Here is a 20,342-nt window from a genome sequence, read left to right as displayed (position 1 = left end):
GACTAACCTGATTAGTTCACGGTTGTGTTATCGGCCAGATCAAGCCAGGTTTGCACGACGCTGTCAGGGTTCAGCGACAGGCTGTCGATCCCCTGTTGCTGTAACCAGCGGGCGAAATCCGCATGATCTGACGGGCCTTGTCCGCAAATTCCGACGTACTTGCCATGGCGTTTCGCAGCCTGAATAGCCAGTGTCAGCAAATGCTTAACGGCGTCATTGCGTTCATCAAATAATGCCGAGACCAGACCTGAATCGCGATCCAGTCCGAGGGTCAGCTGCGTCATATCGTTCGAGCCGATCGAAAAACCATCGAAATGCTCAAGAAATTGATCTGCCAGTAAGGCATTGGCGGGAATTTCACACATCATGATCACTTTCAGACCATTTTCTCCGCGTTTCAATCCTTCCTGTTCCAGTTGGGCTATGACCGCTTTGGCCTGAGCAACGGTGCGCACAAACGGGATCATCAGCTCAATGTTGGTCAGTCCCATGGTGTTGCGGACGCGTTTAACCGCTTCACACTCCAACGCAAAACAGTCATGGAAGGCGGGGGAAATATAACGGCCAGCGCCACGGAAACCCAGCATCGGGTTTTCTTCCTCCGGCTCGTAGCGATCGCCTCCCAGCAGATTGGCATATTCGTTGGATTTAAAATCAGACAGACGGACGATCACTCGTTTCGGCCAGAATGCAGCGGCGAGGGTAGATATACCTTCCACCAGACGGCTGATGTAAAACTCGACCGGATCATCATGACCTGTCATCAGCTCACGGATCTGTTGCTGTAATGCCGGCTTCTGCTGGCTGAATTTCAGTAAGGCTTTCGGATGTACACCGATCATGCGGTTAATGATAAATTCCAGCCGGGCCAGACCCACACCATCATTCGGTAAGCGGGCAAAATCAAAGGCCCGATCCGGATTGCCGACATTCATCATGATTTTCGTGGGTAATGCGGGCATTTCATCAACCTGCAGACGACGCACGGTGAAATCCTGCAGATCCTGATAGACAAAGCCGGTATCGCCTTCGGCACAGGAAACGGTGACATTTTGCCCTTCCTGCAGAATGCCGGTCGCATCGCCGCAGCCGACTACCGCCGGAATACCCAGCTCCCGGGCAATGATGGCCGCATGACAGGTTCGCCCGCCACGGTTAGTAACAATCGCGGCAGCGCGTTTCATGATGGGTTCCCAGTCCGGATCGGTCATGTCGGTGACCAGTACATCATCGGGTTTGATTCGATCCATTTCACTGAGGTTATGAATGATTTTTACCGGACCGGCACCAATACGCTGACCAATCGCGCGGCCTTCTGTCAGCACTTTCCCCCGTGAAGCCAGGTGGTAACGCTCCATGACCTGTTCATTGGAACGGACCGTTTCGGGACGAGCCTGTACAATATAGAGTTTGCCGGTGTGACCATCTTTAGCCCATTCGATATCCATCGGACGGCCATAGTGCTGTTCAATCAGCAGTGCCTGCCGGGCCAGCTGTTCCACTTCATCGTCGGTCAGGGAGAATTGGCGGGTAAGTTCAGCCGGTACATCTTCAATCTGCACCTGGCGGCCATGTTCTTGACTGGCGGCATAGACCATCCGGATTTTCTTCGAACCAATGGTGCGGCGCACAATCGCCGGCTTGCCATTGTTCAGTGTGGGTTTGTGTACATAGAACTCGTCCGGATTGACCGCGCCTTGTACCACCATTTCACCCAGGCCATAGGCAGACGTGATAAATACCACCTGATCAAAACCGGATTCGGTATCCAGCGTGAACATCACACCAGACGAGGCCAGATCGGAGCGGACCATACGCTGTACGCCGGCAGAAATGGCGACACCCTGATGGTCATATCCCTGATGAACCCGGTAAGAAATGGCCCGATCGTTGAACAGAGACGCAAAAACATGCCTGATAGCGAGCATGACCGCATCAATGCCCTGCACATTCAGGAAAGTTTCCTGCTGACCGGCAAAGGAGGCATCCGGCATATCTTCCGCAGTGGCAGAAGAACGCACGGCGAATGAAGCCTCAGGCTGACCATCAGCCAGCTCGTTATAGGCATCACGGATGGCCTGTTCCAGCTCAGGCTGAAAAGGGGTATCAATGATCCACTGGCGGATCTGTTTGCCTGCTTCAGTTAATGCACTGATATTGTCGGGATCAAGCTTGTCGAGTAGCGGGTAGATTTTCTGGTTAACGCCGGATTGTTCCAGGAAAGTATCAAAAGCCTGTGCCGTAGTGGCAAAGCCGTTTGGCACGGATACGCCTGATGAGGTCAGATTAGTGATCATTTCGCCCAAAGACGCATTTTTTCCACCTACCCGACACACATCCTGCATGTTGAGTTGGTTGTACCAAATCACATTAGTCACATCGCTCTCCCTATGAAAAAGATCTTACGATCGCGCTCAATATTTCAAAGGCAGGAGCAGGAAGAAATCAGTTAAAAATTACAAAACTTATTAAAGCGGGGATAATTAGAGGAAGCGCAAAAAACTTACTGCAGACAGTCAGTTAAATGATCGTGAAAAGTACTTTTGAGTCTGTTCTGCTTTGCATAAGGCGCAAGTTACCGCTACCTTTAATTCATCATAAATCTCCGGATATAGTCAAAATGAAAATGTACATCAGGTCTACTTTCGTCTCTTTATTCATCAGTCTGATGCTGAATGCCTGTGCCGCTACGCAACCGGAAGAGCGTCGTCAGTTAGCAGACAGTCACTGGACCGTGATTAGTCTGAATGACAGCGTTGTGACGTCGGATGCTGTAGCGACGCTGAACTTCTCTGCCGACGGACGATTAGCCGGTAAGGCGTTTTGTAATAACTACATGACACAGTATCAGTTGGTGGATAAAAAGCTGGAAATCTCGCAGATCGCCAGCACCAAGATGGCGTGTGAGCCGTCCTTGATGCGGTTACAGAGCCAGTTTCTTGGCATTCTGCATAACGTAACCGATTATTCCATTCTGCCGGATGGCAGTTTATTAATCAGGGGAGAAGGTGATAAAAAAATCACAGCCAAACCTGTAACGCCTTAATTTTTATTAAGTAAATACCGGTTTAAGAGCCCTCGGAACGGATTCCGGGCTCTTAAATTAGTGACAGTTCATATTATTAGAAAAATCAGGGAATAAACGAATCTTATTACTGGTATGGCGTCACTGGCATGCTAATCTGAAATCAGAGACCAATATTCCCATTGCTATAATATTTCTTGTTTGACAGAAGGATTTGTCTATCAATGCGAAAGATCCCCCCTGAAGATTCTGACAGGCCGAGCCGTGTCAACAGACGGATTTTGTACCTTATTCTGATTCTGATCTTGTCGCTGATCCTGTTTTCCGTCGCGAACATGGCTGATATACCTGAGGGAGCCATTCGTCCTGCCCATCAGGCAACAGGGCAGAGCGGTATTATTCATCTTTATATTTTCAATGTGGTCACGCTGGTTATCAGCGGATTGTGTGTTGCACTGGCGGCTATTTTTATTCATTTATACCGCAAGCTGAAAGAAGAGAGTAATGCCCGGCAGGTTGCGCTGGCCGAGCTTGAGGAAAAAGAACGCAACTTCCGGTTTATCACCGAAAATTCTGCGGATGTTATCTGGACGATGGATATCGCTACCGGCAAGTTCACCTATGTCAGTCCTTCGGTGTATAACCTGCGTGGCTATACCGTAGAAGAAGTCATGGCGCAGTCGCGCGAAGAGTTGATGACACCGGAATCGGCGGAACGAGCTTTCGGGGCGCTAACACACGCCATGGAACGCTGGAGTGCCGGAGAGCGGGGAGACACCCGGCGAGTCACCGAGGTGGATCAGCCGCATAAGGACGGACACCTTGTTTCAACCGAGGTGGTGACGACATTACACACGAATGCAGAAGGACAACTGACGTCGATCATCGGCATCAGTCGGGATATTACCGAACGGAAGAAATCGGAGGAAGTGATCCGGAATCTGGCTTTCTATGATTCTCTGACCCGGCTGCCAAACCGGCGTCTGCTGCTGGACAGACTGGAACAGGCCATCGCCCAGGCAAAAAGAAAAGGCATATCACTGGCCCTGTTGTTTATTGACCTGGATAAATTCAAACCGGTAAATGATCTGTACGGACACGAAGTCGGCGACTGGTTACTGCAGGCTGTTGCGCACCGAATGCAATGTTGTCTGCGGGAATCGGATACTGCGGCCCGTATTGGCGGGGATGAATTTATCGTGCTGCTACCAGAGATCAATAACAGCGCTGATGCGCTGACGGTAGCTGAAAAAATCAGGGACATACTGAATCAGCCATTCTATATGCTCAGCGGGCAATTGCTGAATATCTCCGCCTGTATTGGTATTGCCCTGTATCCGGAACATGGATTGACTGAAAAACAGCTGATGAAAAATGGTGATACAGCGATGTATCAGGCAAAAGAGTCCGGCAGAAACAAAGTTTTTATTTACCATGGCAACACAGGTTCCGCCATGTCAGACGAGATATTGTTACGTCTGAACTGGAGAAAATCCTATGAGAGTGGCGAACCGTCGATTGATGAAGAACACAAAGAGCTGTTTCGTCTGGCCAGTGTTCTGATTAATACAGCAATGGAACAGGATGATCATCCGGACAGGTTTGCACAGGCGTTTCAGGCGTTACTTGCGCATGCAATCAAACATTTTGCCGGAGAAGAGCAGATCCTGGCGGCCTATGAATATGAAGATCTGGAGGAACACGTCAGATTACATCGGGAACTGGTTCTGCGGGCAAACAAACTATATCAGGCGATAACCACTCGTCAGTTATCCGTAGGGCAATTAATCGATTTCATCATTGATGATCTGGTGAAAGGTCATATGCTGAAAAAAGATCGCAAGCTGTACCATCTTTTCCGAAAGGTGCCCTGACATTTAAGAGCGTGATTTATCACGCTCTTTTTTTAATAATGCATTCCGCATTCAGTTAGAAAGACAGGAAGAATTATGGCAGATATGGTTTTCGGGCTCCCGGTCCTGATTTTGACCGTGTTGCTGGCCTGCGTGGCCGGCTGGTTTATCGCTTATGTCCGATCACAGCAAATCGTTACCCGGCAACATATCCAGCTGGGAAAACTGGAAACCGAACGGGAACTGCTGCTGGACCGGCTGGATGAATATGACCGGTTGCGGAACAAGCAGGAAGATGAATTTAATCAGATCCAGCGTAAACATACGGAACTGCTGCGTCAGCATGCGGCGCTCAGTACATCACTGGATGAAAAACAGCTGCATTTTAATGAACAACTACAGTTACTTTCTGATAGCCGGGAAGCGCTCAAAAAAGAATTCGAAAATCTGGCGAATGAAATTCTGGAACGTAAAGGCAAGGCCTTTAAAGAACTGAATCAGGAAAGTATTTATCACCTGCTGAAACCTGTACAGACCGAAATGCAGGGATTCCGGCAGAAAGTGGAAAGTATCCATGTTGAAGAACTGAAACAGCGCAGTGAACTGCGTGCCGAGTTAATCAATCTGCAGAACCTCAACCGGCAGATTACCGACCAGGCGGACAGGCTCACCAATGCCCTGCAGGGACAAAAGAAAATGCAGGGTAACTGGGGTGAGCTGATGCTGGAAAATGTGCTGGATAATTCTGGTCTGCGCCTCGGAGAGGACTATGAGCGGGAAGTCAGTTTCACGACAGCCGAAGGGCGTCAGCGGCCCGACGTGATTGTCTATCTGCCGCAGAACAAGCATCTGATCATCGATGCGAAAACCTCACTGGCTGCTTATACCCGCTATGTGAATGCGGAAAACGAGCTTGAGTCCCGGCAGGCGCTGACAGAACATGCGCAGGCGGTGGCGGCCCGGATCAATGAGCTGGCTGATCGCGATTATTATAAATTGCCGGGGCTGAATTCGCCGGAAGTGGTGATCATGTTTATTCCGATCGAATCGGCGTATGTCGAAGCACTGAAATACGATAATACGCTTTACCAACGGGCTATCGAACGCAATGTGCTGGTCGCAACTCCGACGACGTTACTGACCAGTCTGAACATTGTGCGGCAATTGTGGCGGTTCGAAGATCAGAATAAACATACTGCGGAACTGGCTAACCGGGCTGAGCGTTTCTACAGCAAACTGAACAATTTTCTGCTCAGTATGCAGGATGTGGGAAAACAGCTGGATAAGGCCAAAGGTAGTTATGAAAAAGCGTTTTCCCAGCTTTATTCCGGCAAGGGCAACCTGATCAAACAGGCCGCTGAGTTCAAGGATCTGGGGGTTTCGGTACAAAAAGAATTACCCGAGGAATTAACGGAACTGGCGCAGCTGGAAGTCGGGGATCTGAGTTAGAAGAACAAAGCCCTCTTCAGTGAAGAGGGCTTGTTTGTATCAAGGAACTGGAGTTTCTGTCATTTGCAGATGATGCTGCAGTGCGCCCACCAGATTGGCATCATTCATAAAATGACAGCGAACGACTTTCGGGATGGTCAGATGCATCGGCAGATGTTCTTCCAGATAGTTCATATTCTGTTCGATATACTGGAATAACAGCGGCTGTGCGCTGATCCCGCCACCAACGGCAATCACATCAGGGTCAAACAGCGATTGCAGATTGAAGAACTGGATAGCGAGACGATAGGTGTATGCATCCAGCGCCTCGCAAACCTCAGTATCGCCTTCATTCGCCCATTCAAATACCTGATGCCCATTAATACTCTTGGGGGGTAAACGCTTGATGTGTTCTACCGCACGGCATAAACCCCGGACGCCGCCGTCATGCCCCCAGTAGTGGTAAGGATCGCCTTTGCAATGCCAACTATCGGTGAGTAAAAAGCTTAGTTCTCCGGCTGCGAAATGAGAGCCTTTATAAAGCTGACCGTTCAGGAATATACCCCCGCCGACGCCGGTTCCCAGCACGACCACCACACCATTTTTGCAGTTCGTAAGGCTACCTTTCCAGGCTTCGGCAAGGACGGCACATTTGGCATCGTTTTCGATGGTTACAGGCACAGGACAGATAGCCTGTATATCGGCAACGAAATCCCGGTTGTTGTTGTAAGTCAGTGACCCTCCGGTGACACTTCTGCCTTGTTCACTGTCGATGACGCCGGGCAAACTAAACGCAATGCCTGCTATTCGTTCCGAATAGTGCTGATATAACCCGGCAATTTCGGCCAGGAAAGTATCAAAGCTATCGGATGGCGTCGTTACCTGACCACTTTCCAGTATCGTGGCTTGTTTATCCATTAATGCATATTTAATGGCTGAGCCACCTACATCTATAACCAGATATTTCATGGTAATGCACTCCGGCGCGTTATTGATTTTCCTACTATTAATAATAGTCCACTAAGTGCGGGCGGTGTGTTTGTGATCCGCTGCGCACTCTGTTCAGTCTGTATAACAAATCCGTTCTGACTCACCCTCTGAAGAGGTTCCTGCGCGTGCAGAGCTGAAAAGTTGAACCATACTTCTTTCTGTAACTGCAATGTGATGTGCCATCAAACCAAAGCAGGAACAGAAGTAAAGCAGGGGTGTTTTGAGCTTTTGTGATGCAGCTCATGTTTCATTGATGTAACAGTTACATTGTTGCGTTTGTTACAAATTCACAGCATAGATCACACACGCTAAAACGTTTTAGCGGCATAGTTAGCGCCATTGAAACAAAGCGGTGTTTTTTAACTTGTTTCCCTCTGTTTCATTAAGGGTGCAGGCTTTTTCAGCCGTAAAAATGCAGTGTTCCACTGCCAGGTAAGCGGAAATCAACAAAGGATGATCAAATGAACATGAAAACGGTAAGCTTCTCTGTTCTGGCTACATTGATTGCAGCAGCTTCTGCACAAGCAATGGCAGCACCAGTTGAAATTAAAGTATGGCGTCACGATACCAACGAGAAAGAGATCGCCGCTTCCAAGGCTGCAGTGGAACGTTTCAATAAGAGTCAGAATGATTACAAAGTGGTGATGGAAATGATCCCGGAAGGGGCCTATACCGAAACCATCAACGCGGCGGCGCTGGCGGGTAAATTGCCTTGCGCACTGGATATGGACCAACCGGTTGTGCCTAACTTTGCCTGGGCCGGCAACCTGGTCGAGCTGGATGGCTTGCTGCCTGCGGATCAGCTGCAACAGCTGAACAACGTTGGTAAAGGTACTTATAAAGGTAAAGTCTATTCCGTTGGTCAGTATGACGTATCACTGACTCTGTTCAGCCGTAAGAGCGTTCTGGAAAAACACGGTATCCGTATCGCAACCCTGGATAAACCTTACACTCTGGAAGAGTTCAACCAGATCCTGGAAAAACTGAAACAGTCCGGTGAGTTCCGTTATCCGTTCGATGTGAACACCAGCTGGAGCGGTGAGTGGTATTCCTATGGCTTTGCGCCGTTCCTGCAGAGCTTCGGTGGCGATCAGATCAACCGCGACAATTATGTCGAATCTGAAGGCGTGCTGAATGGTGAGAAAGCGGTGGCATTTGGTAACTGGATGCAATCACTGGTTAAAAACAAATACATCGATCGTAAACCAACCGACGATAAAGGCTTCCTGCAAGGCAAAGTGGCTATCCACTACAACGGCTCCTGGGCGGTAGGTGATATGACGGCCGCATATGGTGATGATCTGGCCATCATGCCGGTACCTGATTTCGGCAATGGTCCGGTGATTGGTGGCGGTTCATGGCACTGGGGTATCAGCAAGGCTTGTCCGGACAAAGCCGGCGCGGCCAAATGGCTGAGCTTCCTGCTGCAACCGGAAGAAATTGCTGCGATGTCTAATGCGACCAGCCTGATCCCGAATACGGAAGCGGCTGCCGCGCTGACTGAAAATTACAAGACCGGTGGTAAATGGCGCGTGTTCTACGAATTCTCCAAGAAATTCGCCAAGATGCGTCCGGAAACACCAGCCTATCCGGTAATTACCAGCAGCTTCGAAAAATCGATGAATGACATTCTGGATGGCGGCGATGTTCAGGATGCGCTGGATAAAGCGGTAGAAGCGATTGAGCGTAACATTGAAGACAACAACGGTTACGGCTTCAAGAAATAATCAGCAATTCTGCAAGACGGCCCGCGCAATGCGGGCCCTTCCTGATGTTCAGATAGGACGTAAATGATGACCGATTCAGATTTCATTCCCGCTCCGCCGGTGCGGAAACCAGAGAAAGACAGCCTGATGCGGCGTCAGCGGTTTTACGGCTGGCTCATGGGCAGTCCTGCATTTCTGGGATTGATCCTGTTTATTTTTATTCCATTTGTAATGGCAATTGTTTTGTCATTCACCGATCAGCGTTTGTTGTCGCCAAATCCGACCGAAGGCATCGGGCTGCGCAACTATGATCGCCTGCTGGCGGTGAGCTGGTTAACGCAGGACGCACAACGTGATGAACAGAATAATCTCGTTCTTGACGTAAAAGGGGAACCTCAGTTCGAGCGTCTGCGTACGGTGTTGCGTAAAGATCCATCGTATAAAGGTTACAGCGAACTCTCTACGCTCACGTTCAGTGATTCACGGGTGGTTTTTGTAGCGAAAGATCCGCTGTTTATTAAATCTTTCATCAATACCATCAAATTCGCCTTTCTGGTGATACCGCTGCAGTGTGGTGCGGCATTGTTACTGGCATTGCTGGTCAACCTGGGGCTTAAGGGGACCAATTTCTTCCGGACGGCTTATTTCGCGCCGGTTGTAACGTCGATGGTCGTTGTGTCCATTGTCTGGACGTTCCTCTATCACAAAGATATCGGTTTGGTGAACGAGTTCCTCAACAAAGCCTCATTCGGTCTGATCGACAAGATCAACTGGCTGGGCGATCCGGCATGGTCAATGCCCGCTATCGTCATCATGTCTGCCTGGCAAGGTGCAGGTTATCAGATGCTGATCTTCCTGGCTGGCTTGCAGAATATTCCGGAAGACCTCTATGAAGCAGCTTCTCTGGATGGTGCCAACAGCTGGCAGAAGTTTGTCAATGTGACCTTACCGGGTCTGCGTAATACGACGATCTTCGTCATCATGTCCACCACGATTGCCGCATTTGGTCTGTTTACTCAGGTGGATGTCATGACATCCGGTGGTCCGGCTGATTCAACGACTACGGTTATGTATCACGCGGTGCGTAAAGGCTTCCGTGAGCAGGATATCGGCTACGGCGCCACCATCAGTGTGGTGTACTTCCTGGTGATTCTGGCGATTGCGCTGGGTCAGAAATACTACTTCGACAAGCGGGAGAGATAATCATGGTTTCCTCATCTAATATGGTTGATCCTCGCTTTATCTATAAACGTCTGCTGACGTATGCAGCCCTGTTGTTGCTGGCGTATATCTTCCTGTTCCCGCTGGTTTTCATGATCATGTCGTCATTTAAACCAGAACAGCAGATCTTCACTGATTTGTTCTCTATCCGAGCTTTGTTGCCGGTGGGCGAGATCTCTCTGCACAACTACATCTCGGTGTTTGAGAAGAGTGCTATCGAAACCATGTTTGTGAACTCCATGTTCATTACTGGTTCAACAGTGCTGCTCGGTTTGCTGGTCAACAGTCTGGCCGCTTTCTCTCTGTCACGCCTGCGCTGGAAAGGGCAAGGGCTGGTGCTGGCTGCGATCATTGCACTGCTGATTATTCCGTTTGAAGCGATCTCTGTTCCGCTGCTGATGTTGGTTGCTCATCTGCCATGGATCGGCTGGGAGAACGGTCAGTTCATTCTGGAAACCTCATGGCTGAATACGCTGCATGTGCAGATCCTGCCGATGGTGGCCAATGCGTTCTCGATCTTCCTGTTCTATCAGTTCTTCCGTGATATTCCGAAAGACTTTGATGAAGCGGCGGCGATTGATGGTGCTACCCCATGGCAGATCTACTGGAAGGTGATTGTGCCGATGTCCGGTCCGGTGTTCGCCACCGTTGCCATCCTGCAATTCCTGAACATGTGGAACCAGTATCTGTGGCCAATCATGGTGGTGCAGGGCGAAGCGGCGCGCCCGCTGCAACCAGGTATCCAGCAGTTCTTCGGTACGACTACCGAGTGGGGTGAAATCATGGCTTATGCCAGCATGGTGACTATCCCGGTACTGATTGTGTTCCTGCTGTTCCAGAAAAAATTCGTCAGAAGTATGGCAAGTGCCGGTGTGAAAGGTTGATAAGACGCCAAGCGCAAATCATTCACCAATAACCGGTTAGTTACGAGTTGATTAGCAAAGAATTTAAAGAAGGATTACCAGAATGGCTGATTTAAAACTGAATAAAGTCATTAAACGTTTCGGTGATGTTCAGACTATCCACGGTGTGGATCTGGATATCAAACATGGCGAATTTGTGGTGTTTGTCGGACCGTCCGGCTGTGGTAAATCGACGCTGCTGCGTATGATTGCCGGTCTGGAAACCATCTCTGATGGGGAAGTGATCATCGATGGTCTGACTGTTAATGACGTATCTCCGTCTGATCGTGGCATCGCGATGGTGTTCCAGTCCTATGCGCTTTATCCGCATATGACGGTCAAAGAAAACATGAGCTTTGGTCTGCGTCTGGCCAAGAAACCTAAAGAAGAGATCGAACAACGCGTGGCCGAAGCGGCCCGTGTTCTGAAACTGGAACATTTGCTGGATCGTCTGCCGAAACAGCTTTCCGGTGGTCAGCGTCAGCGTGTGGCGATTGGCCGTACCATCGTGCGTAACCCGAAAGTGTTCCTGTTCGACGAACCGCTGTCCAACCTTGATGCCGAACTGCGTGTGCAGATGCGCGTGGAAATTTCCAAGCTGCATGAGCAACTGGGTAACACCATGATCTATGTTACGCACGATCAGGTGGAAGCGATGACTATGGCCGACAAGATCGTGGTATTGCGTGATGGTCGGGTAGAGCAGGTGGGTGCGCCGCTGGAGCTGTATCACAACCCGGTGAATCAGTTTGTTGCCGGTTTCATCGGCTCACCGCGGATGAACTTCCTGAATGCCAAAGTGCTGCAGATGGATGGCAATAAAGTCTCGCTGGAACTGACCGGCGGTGAGCAGTTCTCCATGACCCTGGATCGTCCGGTTTCTGTGGGTGATGTGCTGCTGATGGGGATCCGTCCTGAGCATCTTGAGGTGGATACCTCCGGGGATGTGAATATTTCGCTGAAAGTGGATGTGGTGGAAGCGCTGGGTGGTACGACGTTCGCGTATACCCAATACGCCGGGGAAGATCAGGTCGTGGTTGTGACTGATGGCAGCCACATTATCCCACGTGGAAAAACTATTACTGCCAGCTTCAATCTGGAGCATGTGCATCTGTTTGACACCAATACTGCGACCAGCCTGTTACAGCAACAGAAAGCGCCTGTCGTGGCGAAAATTTTGTCTGCGGCATAAGTTTCAGAGAGAGGTAATCAATGCCAGTGAATAAAGATAAATTACTGCATGATGTAGTAAGCCTTCTGAGTAAAAAACATCCCGGTAAGGATTTATCGGAATTTATGGTTCGTCTGGGAGCGCAGTTTGGCGAGGTGTTCGCCAAATTTACCCGCCTGTATGGTGAGCGGGAGGATTTTTCCAACCGCGTTGCCGAACTGGTGCTGGCGCTGGCAGAAATGTATCTGGCGCGTGATCCTGAACTGCGCGAACTGGATCGCCAGCGTGAGGAAGACAAAGGCTGGTTCATGAGCCCGAACTGGGTCGGCACCATGTTGTATGTCGATCGCTTCAGCAAAAACCTGAAAGGCTTTATGCAGAAGATCGACTATCTGGAAGAGCTGGGTGTCAACTACGTACACCTGATGCCACTGTTAAAAATGCCGCAGGAAGCCAATGATGGCGGTTATGCCGTCAGTGACTACCGGGCGGTGGAAAAGCGTTTTGGTTCAATGGCGGATATCCGCAAGATCGCGAAAACGTTCCGTGCGAAAAATATGCTGTTGGAACTGGATCTGGTGCTGAACCATACCTCGAACGAGCATGAGTGGGCGCAAAAAGCACTGAAAGGCGAGAAAGAGTATCAGGACATGTATTACATGTATGATGATCGCTCGATGCCAGATGCGTTTGAGCAGACCCTGCCGGAAATCTTCCCGGAAAATGCGCCGGGCAACTTCACCTTTCTGCCATCGATCAATAAGTGGGTGTTCACGGTTTTCAATACCTACCAGTGGGATCTGAATTACACCAACCCGAAAGTCTTTATTGAGATGATCAAGATCCTGCTCAATCTGGCGAATCAGGGGGTGGATATTCTGCGCCTGGATGCCGTGGCTTTCATGTGGAAGAAACTGGGCACACAGAGCCAGAATCTGGAAGAGGCGCATATCCTGCTGCAGCTGTTTAAGGCCTGTAGCAAAATCGCTGCACCGGGTGCGGTCTTCAAGGCCGAAGCGATCGTGCAGCCGGTTGAGATCGTCAAATACCTTGGCGGTGGCGTCGTCGATGAATGCGAGATTGCCTATAACGCGTCGTACATGGTGTATCTGTGGGATGCGATGGCGACACAGAACAAGCGGATTCTGGAGCATGGCTTACAGAATATTCCACGGCTGCCGAAAGGCACAACCTGGATCAACTACATCCGTTGTCATGATGATATCGGGTTAGGTTATGCCGATCAGGACATTCTGGCTGCCGGCTACAACCCGTTCGATCATAAGCAATTCATGATCTCCTACTATGTGGGTGAGTTTGAGGGCAGCCCGGCCAAAGGCCAGCGCTTCATGTATAACCCGAAAACCAAAGATGCCCGTATTACCGGTGCAACAGCGACGTTACTGGGGCTGGAAAAAGGGCTGGAAGCAGGTGATGCGAAGCTGACCGAAATGGCGGTACGCAAAATTTTGCTGATGCATAGCGGCATCATGTCGTTCGGCGGTATTCCACTGGTGTATTACGGTGATGAAATTGCCTGTACCAATGATTATTCCTTCCTGAATGATCCAACGAAATTCGATGATAACCGCTGGCTGAACCGCCCGGTCATTGACTGGAAGAAAGCCGCAAAACGTAATGAAGAAGGGACGATTGAACACCGGGTCTTCAGCGCATTAAAACGCATGATTGCGCTGCGTAAATCGATTCCTGAATTCTATAACGAAAACGATTATCAGCTGGTTAAAAACGAGAATCAGCATGTGTTCTCATTCCTGCGTACCCGTGACTGGCACAAGACACTGGTGCTGATGAATATGTCTGCACAACCGCAAACGGTGTCACAGGCGATTCTGGAGCAGACTGGTTTTGGTCACTATGTTTACGACCAGTATCAGCAGCAGGATGTGGCACTGGAAAACGGCGTCGTGACACTGGAACCATTCCAGTTCCTGTGGCTGAAACAGAAATGATTCACCCCCTGTGTAATCCTGACCGCCCCCCGGGGCGGTCTTTTTTTATCTGCTGTTATTCCATCACCAGTGTCGGTTTTTCCCAGCCGTTCTCCTGCCAGGTTTCCAGTACATTCACGATCATGGCATGGTCATCAAATTCCGGCATACCGGAAACCGTAATTGAACCGATACAACCTGAACCGGCAATCCGTAACGGGAAGCTGCCACCGGCAGCGGCATAGTCACGGTCAGGCAGGCCCATCTTCAGCTGCAGATCGGTTTCATCACGTTTCAGACCCAAACCGATGGCGAGCGAGCTGCGTTGTAACAGCTGGGTGACGTTCCGTTTACGGCGTGCCCAGTCGGCATTACTGGGGGCGCTACCGGGCATCGCACAGACAAACAGGGTCCGGCCGAATGCTTCGATTTCAATATGCACTGCGGCCTGATTCAGTTCCGCCGCCCGTTGTAAGGTGCAACCGAGTTCCCAGGCCAGCGCTTCATTAAATACCGGCCATTGCAGAGATTCTTCCTGCTGACGAATTTCTGTCAGCGCATCGTTTATTTCCAGCAGGTTCATCATATTAACTCCTCTTATCGGGGGTTATGCATGGCCAGTCTTATCTCGGATCAGACTTCCTGCGCGTACTGTTCCAGCTTTTTAGTCAGTGATTCAGCCAGCGCAGACGGGGTTTCCACCATATTTTCTTCCCCCTGCACAGGGAACACCGCGACATCAATACCGTCTTGTGTCAGTCCGTCAATCCAGCGTTCCAGCCAGATCTTCAGCGTGATTGCTTGTGGCTGATAACGTTCTAAATCGCCAACGGCCCACAGTTTTGCATAATCAGGATGCGGCCACACTGGCAGACAATTTTCATCACTGTCTGAATTTAAGAATAGCAGTCCGTTCTCATCTTTCAGTGCCCATAATTCGCCACTGCGCGCGACTTTGCTGACAAAGTGGTCATAACGATAATCAGCATTTAATCTCAGTGCGGCATTGCGTTCCAGTTCAGTCAGTTCGTAGCTCATAATGTGCCTTATCTCGGGGATGAAAGTAGGAAGTCATGATCCCATCTGTTCTGCGACTTGTCCAAGCCGAAATGAGTTCCTTGACTGTAGGGCAGTGAGTCATCGCTGTTTGATTGGTTATAGTTCATTTTGTCGCCGATAGAACCATGATGAAGAAAAAAAGCTTGCATGTATAACAGGTTATGACTATGATTCGGCCCACTTTGACGCGGGGTGGAGCAGCTTGGTAGCTCGTCGGGCTCATAACCCGAAGGTCGTAGGTTCAAATCCTGCCCCCGCAACCAGATTCGAAAAAGTAATGTATTGACGCGGGATGGAGCAGCTCGGTAGCTCGTCGGGCTCATAACCCGAAGGTCGTAGGTTCAAATCCTGCTCCCGCAACCAAATCAGAAAGGCCACTTAACAAAGTGGCCTTTTTTATTTTTGTCTGTCACAAATGCTGCTCACGGAGATTGATCATCCTGTGAGGCGGTATCATTTTCAGTTTGTGACTCCAGTTCTGACTCTTCCAGCCATTCCTGCCAGATTGCCATCAATATCGCAAGAATCACCGGCCCCAGGAATAATCCGATCAGACCAAATGCCGCTAATCCGCCCAGTACACCAAACATCACCAGCAGGAAAGGGATCCGGGTCGCCGTGCTGATGACGATTGGCCGGACCAGATTATCGACGGAACTGACTGCCAGCGCGCCCCATAGGAGCAGGATCACGCCGTTGAAATATTGTTCGTTGACCAGCAGAAACAGCGAAATACTTCCCCACGCAAATGGCGCACCAAACGGAATCAGGGCGACTAACGCAGTAATCGTCCCCAGCAGCATCGGCGCAGACAGCCCCACCCACCAATAGCCTAATCCGGCAACAAAGCCTTGTGCCAGTGCAGTCACAATCAACCCCCAGACCACGGCGGTGGTCATATTGCCGACGGCAGTCAGGTAGTTATCAATGCGGGCACCCAGAAAACGGAATAATACCTTGTGAACCTGCCGGAACAGCCGATCACCGTCGCGTAGCATGAAGAACAGGGTGATCAGCGAAAAACCTATTTTGGCTGCATTGCGTCCGACATCGCCTAAAACAGAAATCAGCTGATTCGAGCTCTCCTGCAGCCAGAGAGTAATTTTATCCTGAAAGGCCTGAGGGTTATCATTACTTTGCAATATCAGATTATTCAGCCACTCGCCCAGCCACGGCAGGTTACGCATATAGTCGGGGAGTTTGGGCGGCCCCATCGCAACTTGTGCGCTGAAGTGGGTATAGGCAAAACCGATTTCAGTACGCAGCAGAGAGATGATCCATAACGTAGGCAATATGAAAGCAGTTGCCAGCAGCAAGGTCGTGAGCAAAGCGCTCAGTGTCGTCCGCTGTTTTACATACCGCCGGACCAGCACATGCAATGGCCAGCTCGCATAGGCAATGATCATTGCCCAGGCCACAGGCACGATAAATGGCTGTACGACGATATAACCAAGCAGAACCAGTCCGCCCAGCAACAGGCTGATAATGATCCGGCGGATAAAACGTGCTGTGACCTGATCAATCATGGTTATCACCACGAGGTTGATTTTGCAGAATATGGATTGTCCACGCCGTCATTTCCTGTGTCAGCTTGTCACAGGCAGAGCCGAATGATCGGACAATGGATTTTATATCCGTCTCCGGGCTTGCCAAACGTACCTCAAAGCGATGGCTGGCCAGCACCTTCCGTGTATTTTGCTGTATCAATTGTGCATCAAGCCGGATATGGATTTCAGGGCGACCATCGTGATATTCGCTCTGGAAGGCGTACAGTTCGCCGGATAATTCGGTATCGGCAGCCAGCAGGCTGGTATCGCCGGTAATGGTTTTAATCCGGCCATCACTACGCAAGGCATCAATGAGCCGTTCCCGCAGTAAAACCGGCGCGCGATCACTCCAGCGGGCATCTTTATAATGACTGATCTGGTTGGCTTCGGGGATGACGGCAATGCGGGTACTGTCTAATGTCTGATTGGCATAAGGTGTCATTACCCGCACAGACCAGTCCAGTGTGGCTGTATTTTGGTCTGTATTTTTGTCTGCCGGGCTCGCTGGCAGTGTATAGATGCTGACGGGGCTGCTTTCAGGCAAGAGAGAGCAGGCACTGAGCAGCAGGATAAGGCATGGAAATAGCAGACTGCGCAGAGGGATGCTCATGGCTGAAACTCCTTATTCTTTTCCCGATCGAGCAGAAAACCGGACGGATCTTCCTCAATGCGGCGGCTCAGACGATTAAGCGTGGCGAGCGCGATACGCAGTTCCTGCAACGCCGGGCCCAGGTCGTTCAGACTCTGCAGTCCATTTTCGAGAGGCACCTTGTTTTTCGCCAGTAACTGATCGATTCGACGGGTCGTCTGCTCCAGTGTTGTCATGGAGCGGGCGGCGTTGTCCAGCGCCTGACGCCCGTGAGAGGTCAGTAATCCGTTGGCGTTAGCGGCCAGCGCGGAAATATCCTGCATGGCCGTGTTGGCCTGTTTGCTCAATAGATTGAGCTGGTGGAGCGTATCGGAGAGTTCGGTTTTCTGTGTGGCAACGATGCCGGTCACCTGTTCCGCATTGTTGAGCATTTTGCTCAGATTTTTGATGTTATCCTCGGAAAGTAACCGGTTGGCATTCGTGACCAGACTATTCAGGTCTGCCATCAGACTTTCGCCATTGGCCAGAAAACGGCTGATGGGTGAGGGATCGGCAATAATAACGGGAATGAACTCCTCACTGGCTTGTAGCGACGGGCTTCCCGGCGAACCGCCAAACAGACGGATCAAGGCGCTGCCGGAAATATTCGCCAGTGCCAGCCGGGCATGCGTATCCTTTTTTACAGGGGTACTGGCGGATAAGCGGACGCGGGCGATGACTTTCCGTGGATCGTCCGGCGCCAGTTGCAGTGTGTCGACATCACCGACTTTAATGCCGCTGTATTCCACCGGACTTCCCGGGGTCAGGCCGCTGACCTCTTCATTGAATACAATGTCGTAGTAAACAAACTCCCTCTCGGCACTGGATTTTCCCAGCCAAAGGGAGAACAGCACTATGCCGGCAAATGCGCTGATGACAAACAACCCGATGATCACATGGTGAGCACGTGTTTCCATCTCAGGATTTCTCCTTCAGTTTCTCTGCCGCTTTACGCGCAGCCCGGCCGCGGGGTCCATGAAAATATTCACGAATCCATGGATTATCAGTATTGGCGACCGTTTCAATATTATCTGTTACCAGCACCTGCTTATTGGCTAATACTGCTACCCGATCACAAATACTGTAGAGCGTATCAAGATCATGAGTCACCAGAAACACCGTCAGACCCAATGCGTCGCGCAACGTGAGCGTCAGCTGATCAAATGCGGCTGCCGCGATAGGATCCAGCCCGGCGGTGGGCTCATCCAGAAAGAGGATTTCCGGATCCAATGCCAGCGCACGGGCTAACGCGGCTCGTTTAATCATGCCACCGGATAGTTCATCGGGGTACTTGTCGCAAGCATTCGGAGGTAATCCAACCAGAGCTAATTTCATCCGCGCCAGATAACCGGCATCGGACCGGGGCAGGCCGGCATGCTCCATCAGGGGCAGCGCGGTATTTTCCAGCACAGTGAGCGATGTAAACAGAGCGCCGCGCTGAAACAGAATGCCGAAACGTTGCTCCTGAGCAGAACGCTCTTCTGCGGATAACGTCGTCAGGCTTCGGCCAAAAATCCGGATGTCGCCGGCATTCGGCTGATGCAACCCGACAATACTGCGCAGCAGCACCGATTTCCCTGTACCGGAGCCACCGACGATCGCCGTGATTTCGCCACGCTGAATGTCCAGATCCAGATTCTCATGTACGACCTGATCGCCAAAGCGGTTAATCAGTCCGCGCACACTGACCAGCGGTTGTGTTGTGCTCATCACCAGCTCATCTCCATAAAGAAAAGGGCCGCGAGTGCATCCAGCAGGATCACCATGAAAATAGACTGCACCACGCTGGAAATCGTGTGTTCACCGACGGACTGCGCGCTACCGCTGACTTTAAATCCCTCCAGACAACCAATGACGGCCACGATAAACGCAAACAGCGGCGCTTTACTGATACCAACCCAAAAATGGGTCAGACTGATATCGCGCTGCATAATGGTCAGAAACAGCCGGGGGGAGATATTCAGTTCCAGAGAACAGACTACGGCCCCTCCGATGATGCCGCATCCCATGGCAATAAACGTCAGAATGGGCAAAGAAATCAGCATAGCCAGCACGCGGGGCAGAACGAGCAATTCAATGGGATTCAGCCCCAGCGCCCGGATGGCATCTATCTCTTCATTGGCTTTCATCGAACCGATCTGCGCCGTGAACGCACTGGCTGTGCGTCCTGCCATTAATATGGCGGTCAGCAAGACACCAAATTCACGCAGAAAGGCGAAGGCCACCAGATCGACGGTATAGATACTGGCGCCGAAATCAAAGAGGACCGTGGCGCCGAGAAAGGCGACGACTGCACCGACAAGAAAGGTCAGTAAAGCAATAATTGGCACGGCGTTCAGTCCGGTCTGTTCGATATGGGCGACCAATGCGGTAACCCGCCAGCGAGCAGGCCGGAACAGACTTTTGACCAGGGTTTCCAGCGTCAGCCCGATAAAGCCGGTTAATGCGACTTGCTGTTGCCATAACCGGATCATGACTTCGCCGATATGAGCCAGTATTTCGCTGAGGGTTGAATGTCCGGGCTGGGGTGTTGTTTTCTCGCATTCAGCGAGCGCCGTGGCGATGGTGTGCAGTAATGCCAGTCGTTCAGCCGGCAGATTGGTGTTTTGTGTTGTCAGACCGGCGATACGCGCCGTACCCAGTAATTCGGCCAGCAACGCGGCCCCGGCGGTGTCCAGCACGACTGTATCATCCCAGTCAATGAGGGTGTCAGACGGGAGCGGCTCGCTGAACTCCGCGATCCGGTGTTTCAGGGTGGCATAGTGGTGCAGCGTCCAGTCGCCGCTGATCCGTAATACCGGCGGTGCGGAATCCTGTTGTAACGACAGCAAACCGGGAGATATCTGTGATGTCATCACTT

General features: G+C 50.8%; 17 protein-coding genes and 2 tRNA genes. 10 read left to right on the top strand and 9 right to left on the bottom strand.

Annotated elements, in window-relative coordinates:
- Positions 1–11: 11 nt before the first annotated feature.
- Complete coding sequence (gene ppsA, locus HNR75_RS08295) at positions 12–2,378, bottom strand: phosphoenolpyruvate synthase (RefSeq protein ID WP_188026512.1); 2,367 nt, start codon at positions 2,376–2,378, stop codon at positions 12–14.
- 242 nt (positions 2,379–2,620) lie between these two features.
- Between ppsA and HNR75_RS08290 the strand changes: the two genes are divergently transcribed.
- The 3 genes from HNR75_RS08290 to HNR75_RS08280 all read left to right on the top strand — a co-directional run bounded on the left by HNR75_RS08290 (position 2,621) and on the right by HNR75_RS08280 (position 6,327).
- Positions 2,621–3,046, top strand: coding sequence for an META domain-containing protein (locus tag HNR75_RS08290; RefSeq protein WP_188026511.1), 426 nt, complete (start codon positions 2,621–2,623; stop codon positions 3,044–3,046).
- Positions 3,047–3,306: 260 nt separating this feature from the next.
- Positions 3,307–4,899, top strand: a complete 1,593-nt coding sequence (locus tag HNR75_RS08285; RefSeq protein WP_188026510.1) for a diguanylate cyclase domain-containing protein — start codon at positions 3,307–3,309, stop codon at positions 4,897–4,899.
- Between the two features lie 75 nt (positions 4,900–4,974).
- Entirely contained in the window at positions 4,975–6,327 is a 1,353-nt protein-coding gene (locus tag HNR75_RS08280; protein WP_188026509.1) for a DNA recombination protein RmuC, read from the top strand.
- 39 nt (positions 6,328–6,366) lie between these two features.
- Here HNR75_RS08280 and HNR75_RS08275 read toward each other — a convergent pair whose 3' ends face one another.
- The gene (locus tag HNR75_RS08275; RefSeq protein ID WP_188026508.1) at positions 6,367–7,275 is read right to left on the bottom strand and encodes an ROK family protein; all 909 of its coding nucleotides are present in this window, start codon (positions 7,273–7,275) and stop codon (positions 6,367–6,369) included.
- A 482-nt stretch (positions 7,276–7,757) separates the two neighbouring features.
- Here HNR75_RS08275 and HNR75_RS08270 point away from each other — a divergent pair, with 482 nt between their 5' ends.
- The 5 genes from HNR75_RS08270 to HNR75_RS08250 all read left to right on the top strand — a co-directional run bounded on the left by HNR75_RS08270 (position 7,758) and on the right by HNR75_RS08250 (position 14,269).
- On the top strand, positions 7,758–9,023 hold the full coding sequence (locus tag HNR75_RS08270) for an ABC transporter substrate-binding protein (protein ID WP_188026507.1): 1,266 nt from the start codon (positions 7,758–7,760) through the stop codon (positions 9,021–9,023).
- A gap of 63 nt (positions 9,024–9,086) precedes the next feature.
- Positions 9,087–10,205 (top strand): carbohydrate ABC transporter permease, encoded by a 1,119-nt coding sequence (locus HNR75_RS08265; protein WP_188026506.1) that lies wholly within the window; start codon positions 9,087–9,089, stop codon positions 10,203–10,205.
- A 2-nt stretch (positions 10,206–10,207) separates the two neighbouring features.
- Positions 10,208–11,107, top strand: coding sequence for a carbohydrate ABC transporter permease (locus tag HNR75_RS08260; RefSeq protein ID WP_188026505.1), 900 nt, complete (start codon positions 10,208–10,210; stop codon positions 11,105–11,107).
- A gap of 82 nt (positions 11,108–11,189) precedes the next feature.
- Positions 11,190–12,317 carry an ABC transporter ATP-binding protein gene (locus HNR75_RS08255; protein WP_188026504.1) on the top strand — a complete coding sequence of 376 codons (1,128 nt, stop codon included), beginning with the start codon at positions 11,190–11,192 and terminating at the stop codon, positions 12,315–12,317.
- Positions 12,318–12,337: 20 nt separating this feature from the next.
- A complete protein-coding gene (locus tag HNR75_RS08250; protein ID WP_188026503.1) occupies positions 12,338–14,269 on the top strand; it encodes an amylosucrase in 1,932 nt (643 codons plus the stop codon).
- 55 nt (positions 14,270–14,324) lie between these two features.
- On the opposite strand, the gene HNR75_RS08245 is transcribed toward HNR75_RS08250, so the two are convergent.
- The gene (locus HNR75_RS08245; RefSeq protein WP_246358820.1) at positions 14,325–14,834 is read right to left on the bottom strand and encodes a heme-degrading domain-containing protein; all 510 of its coding nucleotides are present in this window, start codon (positions 14,832–14,834) and stop codon (positions 14,325–14,327) included.
- A 47-nt stretch (positions 14,835–14,881) separates the two neighbouring features.
- Entirely contained in the window at positions 14,882–15,286 is a 405-nt protein-coding gene (locus tag HNR75_RS08240; RefSeq protein ID WP_188026502.1) for a DUF2750 domain-containing protein, read from the bottom strand.
- A gap of 207 nt (positions 15,287–15,493) precedes the next feature.
- Between HNR75_RS08240 and HNR75_RS08235 the strand changes: the two genes are divergently transcribed.
- Together HNR75_RS08235 and HNR75_RS08230 are read left to right on the top strand one after the other, a co-directional pair.
- Positions 15,494–15,570: transfer RNA gene (locus HNR75_RS08235), tRNA-Met, on the top strand.
- Between the two features lie 23 nt (positions 15,571–15,593).
- A tRNA-Met gene (locus HNR75_RS08230) sits at positions 15,594–15,670 on the top strand.
- A gap of 59 nt (positions 15,671–15,729) precedes the next feature.
- Here HNR75_RS08230 and HNR75_RS08225 read toward each other — a convergent pair.
- The 5 genes from HNR75_RS08225 to HNR75_RS08205 are packed head-to-tail and all read right to left on the bottom strand — an operon-like array spanning position 15,730 to position 20,337.
- Positions 15,730–16,833, bottom strand: coding sequence for an AI-2E family transporter (locus HNR75_RS08225; protein ID WP_188026501.1), 1,104 nt, complete (start codon positions 16,831–16,833; stop codon positions 15,730–15,732).
- Positions 16,826–17,464: an ABC-type transport auxiliary lipoprotein family protein gene (locus HNR75_RS08220; protein WP_188026500.1), complete on the bottom strand. Its 639-nt coding sequence runs from the start codon at positions 17,462–17,464 to the stop codon at positions 16,826–16,828. Before HNR75_RS08220 ends, HNR75_RS08225 begins: the two co-directional genes overlap by 8 nt.
- Positions 17,461–18,399: an MlaD family protein gene (locus tag HNR75_RS08215; RefSeq protein WP_188026499.1), complete on the bottom strand. Its 939-nt coding sequence runs from the start codon at positions 18,397–18,399 to the stop codon at positions 17,461–17,463. The genes HNR75_RS08220 and HNR75_RS08215 overlap by 4 nt, the downstream gene beginning before the upstream one ends.
- Position 18,400: 1 nt before the next feature.
- On the bottom strand, positions 18,401–19,192 hold the full coding sequence (locus tag HNR75_RS08210; RefSeq protein WP_188026498.1) for an ABC transporter ATP-binding protein: 792 nt from the start codon (positions 19,190–19,192) through the stop codon (positions 18,401–18,403).
- A complete protein-coding gene (locus tag HNR75_RS08205; RefSeq protein WP_188026497.1) occupies positions 19,192–20,337 on the bottom strand; it encodes an MlaE family ABC transporter permease in 1,146 nt (381 codons plus the stop codon). The genes HNR75_RS08210 and HNR75_RS08205 overlap by 1 nt, the downstream gene beginning before the upstream one ends.
- Positions 20,338–20,342 lie beyond the last annotated feature (5 nt).

The organism is Tolumonas osonensis, from assembly GCF_014202415.1.
GTDB lineage: Bacteria > Pseudomonadota > Gammaproteobacteria > Enterobacterales > Aeromonadaceae > Tolumonas > Tolumonas osonensis.
The sequence above is the reverse complement of the archived record's forward strand: the minus strand, read 5'-3'. Positions and strand labels throughout refer to the sequence as shown.

Bases quoted from the DNA above. Each gene is read 5' to 3' on its own strand.
- HNR75_RS08290 (WP_188026511.1), top strand. From the start codon at position 2,621: ATGAAAATGTACATCAGGTCTACTTTCGTCTCTTTATTCATCAGTCTG.
- HNR75_RS08280 (WP_188026509.1), top strand. From the start codon at position 4,975: ATGGCAGATATGGTTTTCGGGCTCCCGGTCCTGATTTTGACCGTGTTG.
- HNR75_RS08275 (WP_188026508.1), bottom strand. From the start codon at position 7,275: ATGAAATATCTGGTTATAGATGTAGGTGGCTCAGCCATTAAATATGCA.
- HNR75_RS08270 (WP_188026507.1), top strand. From the start codon at position 7,758: ATGAACATGAAAACGGTAAGCTTCTCTGTTCTGGCTACATTGATTGCA.
- HNR75_RS08265 (WP_188026506.1), top strand. From the start codon at position 9,087: ATGATGACCGATTCAGATTTCATTCCCGCTCCGCCGGTGCGGAAACCA.
- HNR75_RS08260 (WP_188026505.1), top strand. From the start codon at position 10,208: ATGGTTTCCTCATCTAATATGGTTGATCCTCGCTTTATCTATAAACGT.
- HNR75_RS08255 (WP_188026504.1), top strand. From the start codon at position 11,190: ATGGCTGATTTAAAACTGAATAAAGTCATTAAACGTTTCGGTGATGTT.
- HNR75_RS08250 (WP_188026503.1), top strand. From the start codon at position 12,338: ATGCCAGTGAATAAAGATAAATTACTGCATGATGTAGTAAGCCTTCTG.
- HNR75_RS08245 (WP_246358820.1), bottom strand. From the start codon at position 14,834: ATGATGAACCTGCTGGAAATAAACGATGCGCTGACAGAAATTCGTCAG.
- HNR75_RS08240 (WP_188026502.1), bottom strand. From the start codon at position 15,286: ATGAGCTACGAACTGACTGAACTGGAACGCAATGCCGCACTGAGATTA.
- HNR75_RS08225 (WP_188026501.1), bottom strand. From the start codon at position 16,833: ATGATTGATCAGGTCACAGCACGTTTTATCCGCCGGATCATTATCAGC.
- HNR75_RS08220 (WP_188026500.1), bottom strand. From the start codon at position 17,464: ATGAGCATCCCTCTGCGCAGTCTGCTATTTCCATGCCTTATCCTGCTG.
- HNR75_RS08215 (WP_188026499.1), bottom strand. From the start codon at position 18,399: ATGGAAACACGTGCTCACCATGTGATCATCGGGTTGTTTGTCATCAGC.
- HNR75_RS08210 (WP_188026498.1), bottom strand. From the start codon at position 19,192: ATGAGCACAACACAACCGCTGGTCAGTGTGCGCGGACTGATTAACCGC.
- HNR75_RS08205 (WP_188026497.1), bottom strand. From the start codon at position 20,337: ATGACATCACAGATATCTCCCGGTTTGCTGTCGTTACAACAGGATTCC.